This window comes from Paenibacillus sp. GCM10027628 (assembly GCF_042676385.1).
GTDB lineage: Bacteria > Bacillota > Bacilli > Paenibacillales > NBRC-103111 > Paenibacillus_E.
Genome location: NZ_JBHTHA010000002.1, coordinates 421,337 through 434,535 on the forward strand (window position 1 = coordinate 421,337; position 13,199 = coordinate 434,535).

9 protein-coding genes are annotated in these 13,199 nt (G+C 46.2%); all 9 read right to left on the bottom strand.

The genetic code is table 11. From position 1 onward, the window contains the following. Positions 1 to 2: 2 nt before the first annotated feature. Positions 3 to 1,034 (bottom strand): LacI family DNA-binding transcriptional regulator, encoded by a 1,032-nt coding sequence (locus tag ACFQZT_RS03080; RefSeq protein ID WP_379296419.1) that lies wholly within the window; start codon positions 1,032 to 1,034, stop codon positions 3 to 5. 74 nt (positions 1,035 to 1,108) lie between these two features. Beyond that, a complete protein-coding gene (locus tag ACFQZT_RS03085) occupies positions 1,109 to 2,725 on the bottom strand; it encodes an ABC transporter substrate-binding protein (RefSeq protein WP_379296421.1) in 1,617 nt (538 codons plus the stop codon). Between the two features lie 59 nt (positions 2,726 to 2,784). Then, positions 2,785 to 3,681, bottom strand: a complete 897-nt coding sequence (locus ACFQZT_RS03090) for a carbohydrate ABC transporter permease (protein ID WP_379297930.1) — start codon at positions 3,679 to 3,681, stop codon at positions 2,785 to 2,787. A gap of 31 nt (positions 3,682 to 3,712) precedes the next feature. Then, on the bottom strand, positions 3,713 to 4,588 hold the full coding sequence (locus tag ACFQZT_RS03095; protein ID WP_379297932.1) for an ABC transporter permease: 876 nt from the start codon (positions 4,586 to 4,588) through the stop codon (positions 3,713 to 3,715). A gap of 131 nt (positions 4,589 to 4,719) precedes the next feature. Continuing rightward, positions 4,720 to 7,497: a beta-galactosidase gene (locus ACFQZT_RS03100; RefSeq protein WP_379296423.1), complete on the bottom strand. Its 2,778-nt coding sequence runs from the start codon at positions 7,495 to 7,497 to the stop codon at positions 4,720 to 4,722. 272 nt (positions 7,498 to 7,769) lie between these two features. Next, entirely contained in the window at positions 7,770 to 9,110 is a 1,341-nt protein-coding gene (locus ACFQZT_RS03105; protein ID WP_379296425.1) for an alpha/beta hydrolase, read from the bottom strand. After that, positions 9,070 to 10,449, bottom strand: coding sequence for an alpha/beta hydrolase (locus ACFQZT_RS03110; protein WP_379296427.1), 1,380 nt, complete (start codon positions 10,447 to 10,449; stop codon positions 9,070 to 9,072). The genes ACFQZT_RS03105 and ACFQZT_RS03110 overlap by 41 nt, the downstream gene beginning before the upstream one ends. Before the next feature lie 23 nt (positions 10,450 to 10,472). Continuing rightward, positions 10,473 to 11,387 (bottom strand): LacI family DNA-binding transcriptional regulator, encoded by a 915-nt coding sequence (locus ACFQZT_RS03115; RefSeq protein WP_379296429.1) that lies wholly within the window; start codon positions 11,385 to 11,387, stop codon positions 10,473 to 10,475. 37 nt (positions 11,388 to 11,424) lie between these two features. Beyond that, positions 11,425 to 13,191 carry a glycoside hydrolase family 13 protein gene (locus ACFQZT_RS03120; RefSeq protein WP_379296431.1) on the bottom strand — a complete coding sequence of 589 codons (1,767 nt, stop codon included), beginning with the start codon at positions 13,189 to 13,191 and terminating at the stop codon, positions 11,425 to 11,427. Between the last annotated feature and the right edge of the window lie 8 nt (positions 13,192 to 13,199).

Below are 13,199 nucleotides of genomic sequence, written 5' to 3' on the forward strand. Positions count from 1 at the left end.
GCCTAACTTTGCCCGAAAGCGCTTGTGCTCTGCCTAATCATGAGCTTGGGCTCCAGGATTGTAAGTTTCTTCACCTTCTCCTTCTGAATCAGCTGATTTAATATTTCCATCGCGCGTATTCCAAGCTGTTCGCTATTTTGCGAAACGGTTGTCAACTCCGGATTCATAGCAGCCGACAACTGCGTATTATCAAATCCGGCAATCGCCATCTCCTCGGGTATACATATTCCTTGGGCTAATGCGGACTTGATGGCCCCGATCGCTGTATAGTCGTTGATGCACATAACGGCGGTCGGTCGTTTGGGTACGCTGAGCAAGCGCTGCATGAGTTCATAACCGCACGGTATGGAGAAATCACGCAGCAAGACGTACTCATTATGAAAAGGAAGACCGTTTCGCTCCAAAGTGGCTCGATAAGCTTTCAGCTTTTCGGTTGTTGTTGTCATTCCTGGATGTCCCCCCAAAAAGGCGATTCGGCGATGCCCGGCATCAATGAGATGCTGCACGACCAACTGCGTGCCGGCGTATTCATCCGTTTTTACACGATGACAGGGATGGCCCGGGAGGCTGCCATTAATGAAAACGACCGGAATTCGCTTCCGGATGTCCACGACTTCCTGGATAAGCGCTTCCGGACAGTGACGTGCATTAATCCTTCCGCCCATGAAGATGATCCCTTCGACCTGCCTTTCGCAAAGCAGACTTAAATATTCGGATTCCCTGCCGAAATTACTAAAGGTATTGCATAAAAAGAGCGTGTAGCCGAGCTTCTGCGCCGCTCTCTCCGCGCCACCGAACACTTCCGGGAAAAACATGTTGCTGCTGTCGGGAAACAGCATGCCGATCATGCCTGTTTTCTTGTTGACGAGGCTGCGCGCCAACGCATTCGGCTGGAATTTATATTTCTCCATAATTTCCATGATGCGCATTCGAGTCGAATGTTTGACAGGCGCTGTATCATTCAGCACGCGGGAAACCGTTGAGACGGAGACGTTCGCTTCCCGGGCAATATCGTATACAGTTACAGGATCCATCCAGGAATAACCACTCTCCAATCCACGATAGAAAACCAAAGGTCTGCTCAGAGAACAGACCTTCGGCTTCGGCTTTATTTGCTGCTTTCCACTAATTGTTTGTATGCATCCAGCTGTTTTTGAACTTCTGCCATCAGCTTATCGAAGCCGGCGGCCTTCAGTTTGGCGCGGAAATCCTCGACTGCCTTTACAGGATCGCCAGCTTTGCCATACATGATGGCTGGCCCTTTTTGACCCACGATCTGTGTAATGGCCGTCAGCTCATTGCTAACCGAAGCTTTATCAAAGACGAATCGGCCGTAAGGGTATGGCTTTTTGATTTTGTCATAAGCCGCATAAATGTCTTTTTTCCCTGCATACTCGTTGCCGTCCGGAATTTCGTTCTTATCAATACGACCACCCCAGAAGTCGGTGTAGAAGTCATCTCTTTGCACGTCATAGCCATCCGGACGATAACGTTTACCGTCTTTAATGACATATTGTACGCCTTCCAGACCGTAGTTCATGAGCTTATACACTTCCGGATCTTGACGAATGAGCTCGTAGACCATCAAAGCACGCTCCGGATGCTTGCTGTGCGCGCCCACTGACGTTCCCCCGTGCGTGATGGACATCGAAACGAGGTTGTTGCGCGTAGCTGAAAATGGAAAGAATTGAAGGTCCGAACCCGGTTGCAGTTTATCCATTTTAATCCGCTCGCCGAGGAATGTTTGGGTATGGTGCTGATCGACGCTCGATTTGCCCGCTTCCAGCTCTGAACGGTTGTCGCCCTTGTAGTTCAGCACATCGTCTCGCCAGAAGCCTTTGTCGCCCCAATCTTTCATGAGCTTGGCATAATTGACGAACGTGTCATCGAAAATAGGGCTGTTAGCCGTATATTTTTCGTTATATGATTTACCGTAGATTAGATTAAACAATCCTGTGCTGACTGGCAGCTCAATCGCATCTGTATACGAATTGATATAGCCGCCGATACTTCCTGCGCTCGTGCCGTTCGAATCCCAAGGAATGACGCCTGGCTTCTTATCTTTCACGCCCTGGAAATACTTACCCAGCGTCTCCCAATCTTTAATCGGTTCGGTAATACCGAATTCCTTCGCCCAATCGCCACGGTACAGAAAGCCATGGTTGACCCACTGCGTGTAATGATCTTCCGGAATGAGCATGATCTGATTCTTGTACTTCGTTTCCGCCCAGTTTTCCGGCGGTACTTCTTTCCAGGTTTCGGGCGCATAGGTAGGCAGCAATTTATCAAGCGGCATAAATGCTCCTTTTTGCGCATTTTGCCAGGTGTCCAGCCAATCCGTAGCAACGGTAATGAGATCCACAGGCTCGCCGGAGGCTAACAGCAGGTTGTATTTGGTTTGCCAATCCGCCCATTCCACCCATTTGATTTCCAGCTTGGCGTTAATTTTTTGCTTCAAGATGGCATTGACTTTGTCCATGACTTTCTCCAGCTGACCATTCTTCGGTTTATCCCCCAACATGACGTATGAGATCGTTTGGAACTCCGAAGTGTCGATTTTGCCGGAATTGGCGGCTGTCGTGGCGGCCGGTTTATCCGTAGTCCCGCTTCCTTTATCCGGTGCCGTCGTAGCTGTGTTGTTCGTGCCACCGGTACTGCTGCAGGCTGCCAGGCTTAGTGCAAGAGCTCCAGTCATAGCGACATTCCAAATTTTTCTGGTTTTCATGACCATTTGTTTGCCTCCCCAATGTAATCATTTATCTGTAATGGCTCCGATTCACGTCGTCAGCCCTTAACAGCACCTACCGTAATGCCTTTGATGAAAAACTTTTGTACCATCGGAAAAAAGAGGATGACAGGTCCCGTCGCGACGACCGCTGTTGCCATTTTCATCGATTCGAGAGGCATATCCCTCGGCAAAACGTTAGACGATACCGACGAATTTTTGATAAAATCGGCGCTCGTGACGACGTTATACAGAAACAGCTGGAGCGGCCGGTACTTCATATCCGGCGACAAGAACAGCATGGAATTGTACCACTCATTCCAATAGCCAAGGGCAATAAACAAGCCGATCGTTGCGAGTGCCGGCGTCGTCATTGGTAAAATCAAGCGCAGAAATATGGCGAAGTCGCCCGCTCCGTCCATCTTGGCGGATTCCGTAATCGCATGGGGGATCGATCTGACAAAGCTTTTCATCATAATAATGAGAAAAGGACTCATCAGTCCGGGCAGCAGAACGGCCAGGTAGTTATCTTTCAGGTGCATCCACTGCGTCATGATCAAGTAAAACGGAACGACGCCGCCTTGAAAGAGCGTGGTGAAGTAAATAAAGAACGAAATGCGGTTCCGGTACGGGAAATCGGGACGCTGCAAGGAATAGCCCGTCATGGCTACGATAAAGAGCCCGACAGCCGTCCCTACGATAGTAATGCCCATCGTAACGCCATAAGAACCGACAATAAGTTGCGGATTCTCAAAAACAATTTTATAAGCGAACGTACTGAATTCACGGGGCCAAAGATTATAACCATGGAGCGTGATGGATTTCTCCGCCGTAAATGAAGTCCCGAGGACCAGAAGAAACGGCAACACACAACACAATGCGAATAAACTTATACAGATGTAGCCGAAGACTCGGATGCTTACCGAGGAAATATCGGATCCGCGTTGACGTGCGATGACTTGCTCCACTGTGGGTCCCTCCTTTCCTTTAAAAAAGTGTGTTTTCGGGTGATACTTTTTTGACAAGCCAGTTCGCTGTGATGACAATAAAGAAACCGAAAACGGATTGATACAGACTGACAGCGCTTCCCAATGAAAAATTGAAATTATTCATCAGGGAGCGGAATACAAACGTTTCAATAATGTCCGTCGCATCGAAGAGAGCGGTATTGTTCGCTCCAACCAGGTTGTAGAACAATCCGAAATTCCCGCGCAGAATTCCACCCAAAGAGAAGAGCAGCAAAATGATGAACGTAGGCTTTAGCCATGGAAGGACAATATACCGGATGCGCTGAAAAGCATTGGCTCCGTCAATCTCCGAGGCTTCGACGATCTCCGAATCCAGACCCATGATGGCTGCGAAATAAACGATGGATCCATACCCGGTCGACTGCCAAAGGTACGTAATGACGATGATGACCGGCCAGATGGTCGGATTCGAGTAGGTCTTTAATGGTTCCGCGCCCATGGATTTCAAAACGCCGTTCAGCAGCCCGAAATCATAGCTCAGAATGTTATAAGCAATCAAACCGACAAGAACGAAGGAGATAAAATAAGGTAAAAACATGAGCGATTGCGCCAGCTTTTTGAACCACTTTTTACGCAGCTCATTGAGCAAAATAGCGATAGCGATTTGCATTATATTTCCAATTACGATAAACGCCAAGTTATAGGCAACCGTGTTAAAGGTCAGCTTCCAAAGCGCGCCCGAGCTGATAAGAAACTTAAAATTATCAAATCCGACGAACGCACTATGGAAAATGCCATCCGAGTAGTTGTAGTTGATGAAAGCCAAATACAGTCCCGGCATGGGCAGGTACGACATGATTAAGAAAAATAAGATCGCTGGCACGCACATCAGCATTAACGTCCTGTAGCTCCAAAACCTTCGCAAGGGCGCGCTCTTCCTGCCGACGGAAACACTTGCATCCAAAACGTTTGCTTCAACAGCCGTTTTCATGCACATCCTCCTTCTTCATTCGTTCATTCCCATCGTTAGACTCCTGTTACAGCAACAAATCTTAATGGCTCCAACAGAGCATCCTCGTTCAACTCAACGGCTTCCAACAAAATCGTTAAGGCATTTCCAGTTGAATGGAACCATGGTCCCGGCACATAAAATGAGTCGTCGCTGCCCCCGCGGAAGGTCGGTCTGTTGGCACCGCCTCTCGTCCAGAGTCTGCCCACTAAGTGCCCGTTAAAGAACACAGTCAGCTTCATATTGACGCCTTCCACATATACGCGCCATCCAAGGCCTTCGTTATCATCACTGAGTTCACCGTACAGCCAGGACATTTGACCAGGCTTCAGCTGAACGGGGCAAGGTGCAGCGGTAGCAGCGCCCTTTGCTTCTTCGGCATGCTGCAGCAGTTCTGTCTCCTGAGCAGAGGATAATCTCCAATCCTTAGCCGAATTCCCTTCGTAGAGTAGGATGCTTCCGCTAGGAGATTCATATGTTTTTTCCAAAAATAAAGCGATCGTAAGCGCCTCACCCGCGCTGACAAAAGGCGTCAGATCCGCATATGGCTGCAGCGGATTCACTTGGCCGACCGGCTGACCATTCACGAATACATGAGCATGCGAGAATTTCCCATTGAAATGCATGACCCATGAATCAGCTTCCTTAGACGTTTCAACCTTTTTGCGGTAACACTCATACGAAGGGAGATTCGTGTTCAGCCATCCCCCGCAGCTCACAATCGGCCATAAACGGTCGTCATGGGCAGGGTCGGCGTAACGGGAAAACGGGTCGCCGGCTTGCAAAGGCTTGACTCTCCAATTTTGACCGATATCGATAATATTCGTTACCGCTGTAATGCCGGTAAGTCCTTTTAAAGCAGTCAGTTCAAGCCCTGGCAATCGGGTGTCATGAAAATTGGAATGGCCCCAAATTTCGGTACGAGCGATCAGGTTCGGCTCGACGCATGCACCTGTTGGCACAGGCAAGTATTGGCTTCCTCTGCCTGGTGTCGTCGTGCCGATATATTGCTCTCCCGCATATAGAGAGACTATGTCGCTTGCTTGTTGGAGCAAAAGCCCCTCGTATTGCCTGCCTTCCGGAAGCGTGATCGAAGACTCATACCAAGCGTAGCCACGGTAGATGCCATGCTTCTCCAAATAATCCGCGCGCTCGCCTAGGTGCGTCGGCACATCCGAGAGCGCAACGATTGGATTCACTAAGCTCTGCGTCCATTCAACCGTAACAGAGCGACTATCAGAAGGAGCATCGACACGATCCATCTTGCTAAAATGGAAAACGCCCGCTTCATCGATGCATTCCAGCAAAAGCGCCTTCGAACGGCTTAAACCAACCAACTCCAGCAGCTCGTTGCCGGAAAGCCGGATGAGCAGCGTGGAATCCTGATCTTCAGGGGTAAAGCTCACTGTGAGCCGTTCAGCTGATTCATGAACCGTCATACCACCGGAGACGATTTCAATCCCCTTGCTGAATTGCAGGCTGATCTCAGCCACATGCTCAGCATGAAAGACGGCAACTGTACGATCAGATAAACGTTTCACGCTGCATAACTCAGCCGTGGCATAATTCAATGTGCCATCCTCGATGCCCCAAGTTTGCAAGGGTACATTCAGCGGCAAGATCGGGCAGCGATTCGGATCTGAGACTAGTTTGGTATAGAGAGGAAAGCTCGAACCCGCGCTTTGAGGGTGAACCACTTCTTCCTGTTCACCTACATTACATAAGAAAAGCAACTGACCGCCCTGATTCAAAGCCAAGCGGTGGTGCGAATAACCAGATCGATCAGGTAGCGATTCTGCCAACGAATCGCCATAGGCGCGGATGACGTTGCTGAGCAGCCTTCCTTCATAAGCTTCCTCACGAATGTGTCCCTCAGGTGTAATCATCCCATGAAAATCGTAGTCCGAAGTGAGGAACGACAGCGGGTTCTCCCAGTTATTCGTCGCATTCGTGAAGCCGAAGTTCGTTCCGGATGCTTGCAAGTACGGACCGAGCAGCTTGACCCCGCAGGATAACAAACGGCGAAGCAGAAAGTGGGAGCGATTCGTTTCTGTTACAAGCAGCGGAAGCCCGCGCTCACTCAGCTCTGCCTGATAAGTCAGCACTTTCTCCTCAAAAGATGGATCCTTATCGTTCGGGTAAAAATTGCAGGTCGGCACCACATTTTCTGCGAATCCCGACGCTGCTTCCAAGCCCCCTTGTCCGGCACAGGCGATAAGCGGGACTGTGATTCCATGCTGCAAAGCCATGTCCCGCAACGCGGAAATGTAGCCCTTGGGGTCGGTACAAGGGTAAAAATCAAGCTCGTTCTCCAACTGAACAGCAATGATCGTCCCATTTTGATCGCTGCTGAATGTCCTTAGAATCGGCAGGATCCGGCCATACCAGCGAGATACATGTTGTAAAAAATGCGGATCATTCTCTCTGATGCGTAAGTTCTCCTTCACCAGCAAGTAGGCAGGCAAAGCGCCCCCGTCCCATTCGGAGCAAATATAAGGACCAGGTCTGGCAACGACCCAGAGACCCGCTTCGGCAGCATCGCGGAGAAATTGCTCCACATCCTTTTCCCCGGTGAAGTCCCACACGCCTTCCTCCAATTCGTGGAAATTCCAAGGGAAATACACATCGATGCAGTTATATCCAAAGGCTTTGACTTGGCGAAGCCGTTCTTTCCATAAGGCTCGGGGAATCCGAAAATAAAATAATGACGCACAGAGCAGCACTTCCGATTTCCCATTGATTCGAAATGCTTCCGGCGATAGCTGAACAACGGCTTCACTTTTTTGCAAGTTCAAGTTTATAACTCCTCCTCTTGACACAGTTAGGTCTTAATGAAACCCGTTTCATTTTCAAGTGGCACTTGGTTGATTCGCCTAAATTGATTATAAATTTGTTTTAAAGCGCTTACATTGAAATAAACTTCTAATTGTTTAACAAAACTACGAAGTTTGTGATCAGGGCAAAACAAAAACAGCCCCGGATTTTATCCAAATTCGAGACTGTTTGCATTCATGAAATCTATGATTTGTTATGCAAAACACGGAATGTGTGACTTTACTATCATTATCTAAGACCAATTTTCAACATTAATTTCTATTTTTGCATCCGATAAGGCTTTATAATAGCGCTCGATAGGTTTCCCTGTATGATCAACCTCGACGGTCCCATCTTCCCTGCTGATTCGGTAGACAAATTCCGCATGAATAGGTACTTGAAGTTGGTTGGAATATGTGTGATTTTCCGCGTTATTGACTAAGGGAAACCATGCAAATACTTTTATATTTTCAGGCGTACCCGCTGGGACATGAACGATCATTTCCAAAGTCACATATTCTTTCTGAGCTTCGATCACACGAATAGATTTGGAAGCTTTCAAATTCTGATATTTGACTGTTACCGAAGTTTCTCCTACTTGGAGCGGCACTATGGTTCCATCATCCAAAACATTCAGTATGCATCGATCTTCTACTTCGTAAGTCGTCCTTAACAAGGACATCTGAAAGCCGGATTCAAATTTAAGAATTGGATTTAGCCGGCAATTAGACCCGACAATGCCAACCTCATCTGGCCCATGTAAAGACAAAAAGCGTTCCTTACCCTTATTCCCAAATAAATGAATAAGTTGTGAAGATAATCGGGCAGCCCAATCTTTCTCCGAATGAACCGCTCCCGGATCATTGAAGTAGATGAGTTCGTTATCAGCTTCAAAACCCAAATTCAAGAGTTTCTCCGTAACTTCACGGACATGTTTTTCCATTACCAAGGTACCTTCGCTGCCCCCCAAATCAATCCATACTTTGGAGATTGGCTGTTTCTTGTCAAAAGTATGATAAACCGGCGTTTCTTCCAGTGTCAGAGGATCCACACAGTAAAAATACGGTGAAACGATGGCAAGCTTTCCGAAAATATCAGGCCGGCGAAATCCGATATGGTAGGTGACCTGCCCCCCTCTGGATGACCCCATTAATGCTGTATGATCAGGGTCTGTAAGCGTTCGAAACATCGAATCCACGTAAGGCTTTAACTCATCAATGATAAATGCTTCATATAAATGGCCTTTGGGTTTGATTGGAACTTTATCAGATTGATAGAGGACCCCTTCCAGCTCATGGGTAAATTCATCAGCCCTCTCCATCCCCATATTAGGAATGCCTACAACTATGATCTCTTCCATCCAATCATGGCGAATCAATCTATCAACGGTTTCGTTTACTTGCCATGAAAAACCGTTAAATGCAGGATGGAAAATATTTTGCCCATCATGCATATACAATACCGGATACTGCTTTTCCTTATCGTAGCGATAACTTGGGGGAAGATATATGAAAATATCTCTCTTATTCTCCAAATGCGCGGAGTAAAAATTTTCAATCCTCCAAATACTTGATCTGCTTCCCACCCTGGTCACCTCCCTCAGCCGCGGCTGCTACGTCTATCCAATTCTCCACTTCGTAATTCAAGATTAATCCATCGTCCGCTGTAAATATTCGGTAAGGAAGTTCCCGGCCTTGCCGGTCTACTTCATGCTTGCCCAAGCCTCGGGAAATGCGAAATTCAAAGGACATATCCCTGGGTACTTCAAAAGTTCCGCCGTACAGCCCTTCACGAATCATCGGCAATTGTATGCCGGCATATAATTGATCTGTTTTCGGCGTAAATTCCGGCACTTTTACAAAGACTTTAACTGTTGCAGTATCGGACATATAAGGGACAACGGCAATATCAAGAGCAGCCTCTAAGTTGTTATTCATATATGTGATTGTTGTTTTTCCTTCTTTTTTGGGAAGCAGTTTTCCGTCTGCAGTAACTTCTAATAAATCGGGATCATTAACTGCATATTGTGCGTTTAAATCCGTCATCAAAAAACCGCTGTCATAGTGAACAACCGGATTCAATGTCAGTTTAGGTCCCTCTAAACCAATAACTGCAGGACCATGTAAATCAACGCGTACAGGCTGGCCTATTTCCCCAAAAAAGTAAATCAGCGGCGCATGAACCCTTGCAGCCCAATCTTTTTGAGAGTGACCGGAACCGATTGCCAGGTAATACATGAGATCATCACCTGAAACATACCCGGCTTTTCTAAGAACATCCGTCACTTGCCTTACATGCTTTTCCATAACCGTAAAGCCTTCAGAGTCGCCTACGTCCATCCAAATTTTCAGGTTCTTCTTTTCCGTATAGATGCGGCTTAACCATCTTTCTTCCCTATTGCTAGGGTCGGTGCTGACAAAGAAAGGACAAAGGGCTCCTATCATTCCAAAAGTGTCCGGTTGACGGAATCCGATATTATAAGACACAAGCCCGCCGGCAGACGACCCCATCAGAGCCGTATGTTCTTTTCCCTTTAAAGTTCGGAGTGTCCGATCGATAAAAGGTTTAACTTCCCGAATAAGAAATTCCTCGTAAAGCTCGCCTTGATTGATGACATCAAAAATATTGTACCCTTCAGGGTTCGCGTGCATATATTCCGCAATCCTTGCGTCTTCCACGTGAGCAATGGCGACAACAATGATTTCTTGCATTTTTCCTTGAGAGACCAGGTTATCTACCGTTGTATGAACCTCCCACGATTCACCCTTCTGATCCTCGAAAAATACGTGCTGACCATCATGCATATAGAGGACCGGATATCGCTTTTCTACATTCTTTTCGTAATCAAAAGGCAAATAAATAAATATATTCCTGTAATTATTAAGGGTCTTGGAATAAAAATCTTTGAGCTCGATGAGCCTTGATGAATTCACAAAGCACTCTCCTCGTAAGAACGTCACAATATGGTGGACAATAAGAAAAACTTTTCAGGGTTTACGTAATCTTGCTCATTCATGTAACTGTCCATCATGTGCATAATCTCTTTGTAGTCATTTAAGTCAAACTTGATTTTAACGATTTCTTCAGAGAGAATTTCCGGGAAGTGGCAAGTGCATAAGGCCATGATGTTCTTATGGGTCCTGTATACTTCATTGGCCAAAAACTCGTTGATGACAATCCCGGGGCGATCGGAAAACTTGGATAGAAATATGTTCAACTCATTTTTGTTCTCGTAAACATGTATCCGATCTTCATCCAAGTTGGATTTTTCTTTAATGAGCTCCACCAGTTCGGCATTGTTGTATCCATCCATAATGAGAAACTGCGGGGATTGGGAGAACAAGTCATCTAACACGCGAAAGCTTTGCTCAAAATTCGGCATGATTTTGTGAAACAAATTGTCTTCAATGTAACTGTCAATGACAAAGATCGGGATGCCGAAGCCGAAATAGTGGGATATCGTCGTGAACATTTCTTTATCTACATTAATTAAGAAAACGCCGTCCAGATTTCTTTCCATAATGATCTTAGACGATGGTGCCGTACTGTCGATTTGCATAAATAGAACATGATAGCCTAATTGGCTGCATAATTGCTCGATTTTGAATATCGTTCTAACATATTTCAAATCGGACCATAAGCTCTGCTCTTTCTCCTTAAACAATAAGATGCCGATCAATCCGGTTTTCTTAATTTTTAACGACTGCGCCGTCCGGTTCGTCACATACTTAAGTTGCTGTGCGATTTTCAGAACTTTAACGCGCGTTTCATCGGAAATGGACTGCGTCTTGACATCATTTAGAATATAAGAAACTGTGGCAATGGATACGCCAGCCGCTTTAGCTATATCTTTTATGGTTGTTTTTTTCATTATGACCCACCTAACTTAAACGTTTAGGTTGATTTAATCATACCGAATTTTCTTTGTCAAATGCTTCTAACGATGCAGCCAAAACGATCCATCCGAATGGAGGCAAGCTCACGGAAATCTCATTATTGGAGACCTTGTAAGATCCGTCACCCATGCATATTTCAGGGGATGATTCACTGTGAATTGTGAAGTCCAATGAGGCCGAATGTTCGCTTTGATTAAAACAAATGTAAAGTGATTCTCTGGCATGCTGTCTGCGTACGACAAGTTGACGATTTTTTGCATACATAAATTGAAATGAGCCCTCTTGCAGCGCAAGATGTTTTTTTCTAAAGGAAATCAAATTCCGGTAAAAAGCAAGAAGATCGTGATTTTGTTCTTCCGCGTCCCAAACCATCGGTCTCCTGCAATCGGGGTCTTGTCCTCCCCTCATCCCCACTTCATCTCCGTAATAAATACACGGTACTCCTAGGAAAATAAACTGGAACAAAACGGCTAGCATAACTCTTTTTTCGTTACGAGCAGTGGTAAGCAATCTTGGAGTATCATGACTTCCGAGAATGTTAAAGGCCGCTTCGTTTACCTGCTGCGGATACTGGGGTAACAGTCTGCTTATCTGTTGAGAAAACTGCTCCGCATCCGTAGTTTCCTTTGCAAAAAAATCAATCATGGCTTCCGTAGCCGGATAGTTCATGACCGCATCGAACTGATCGCCTTGAAGCCACGGCATGGCATCATGCCAAATCTCGCCTAAAATATAAAAATCAGGCTTTAACGATTTTAATTCCTTTCGAAATTCCCGCCAAAATGCATGGTCGACTTCATTCGCAACATCCAATCTCCACCCGTCGATATCGCACTCTTTTACCCAAAATTGCGCTACATAGATCAAGTAATTCCTGACCTCCGGATTCGAAGTATTTAACTTCGGCATATGGGCCTCGAAAGCAAAGCAATGATAGAAGGGTCTTGGATCATATTGAATCGGATATTCCTGGACGTGGAACCAGTCCCAATAAGCCGAGTCAGGTCCTTTTTTTATTACATCTTGAAACGGCGCAAAACAAAATCCGCTGTGATTAAATACCGCATCGAGAATTACGCGAATACCACGGTCATGAAAAGCTCTGACCAACTTTTTCAATAGCTGGATGTCGCCAAAATGCGAATCCACTTTTAAATAATCCGTCGTGTCATATTTATGATTGGTCTTCGCTTCAAATATAGGTGTAAAATAAATCGCATTAACGCCAAGCGAGCTGATGTAATCAATGCGATCTAATACGCCTTGTAAATCTCCCCCGTGGAAATCTTGCTGACCCGGACTGGCATCTTTCCAAGGACGAACATGAGCCGGATCATTCGTGGGATCGCCATTCGCAAATCGTTCTGGGAAAATCTGATAAAAGATGGCCTCTTTTACCCACCCTGGTGGCTTTAGAACTTCACTCGACCATAGAAACGGGTAATCGAAAAATCGGAGCGGATCATTCGGCTTCTCTTTGAAAAATCCGCTCTCCGTATACCAATAGGTTAGATCTCCCGAAACCAATTCAAAGGCATATCTTAACCTTAAGTGCGGAGGGGCGATTTCCGCCTGCCAATAGTCGAAAAACTCATCGCTGGCCAGCTTGTATAAAAGCTTTTCACTTACCGTTCTTTCCCAATCATACTTATCTCCGTAGATGGCTTTAACGATTTGAAGATCATCTTTCTTTGTCCGTAGTCTAATATGGACCTGTTTGTCATCATAGGCATAGCAATAAGAATTACCGGATCTATGGTAAATGGCTTCGAATATCATGGCTGACT

What these genes read in the sequence shown, in the direction of transcription:
- ACFQZT_RS03115 (WP_379296429.1), bottom strand. Translation starts at nt 11,387, where the DNA reads ATGAAAAAAACAACCATAAAAGATATAGCTAAAGCGGCTGGCGTATCC.
- ACFQZT_RS03120 (WP_379296431.1), bottom strand. Translation starts at nt 13,191, where the DNA reads ATGATATTCGAAGCCATTTACCATAGATCCGGTAATTCTTATTGCTAT.
- ACFQZT_RS03085 (WP_379296421.1), bottom strand. Translation starts at nt 2,725, where the DNA reads ATGAAAACCAGAAAAATTTGGAATGTCGCTATGACTGGAGCTCTTGCA.
- ACFQZT_RS03080 (WP_379296419.1), bottom strand. Translation starts at nt 1,034, where the DNA reads ATGGATCCTGTAACTGTATACGATATTGCCCGGGAAGCGAACGTCTCC.
- ACFQZT_RS03095 (WP_379297932.1), bottom strand. Translation starts at nt 4,588, where the DNA reads ATGCTGATGTGCGTGCCAGCGATCTTATTTTTCTTAATCATGTCGTAC.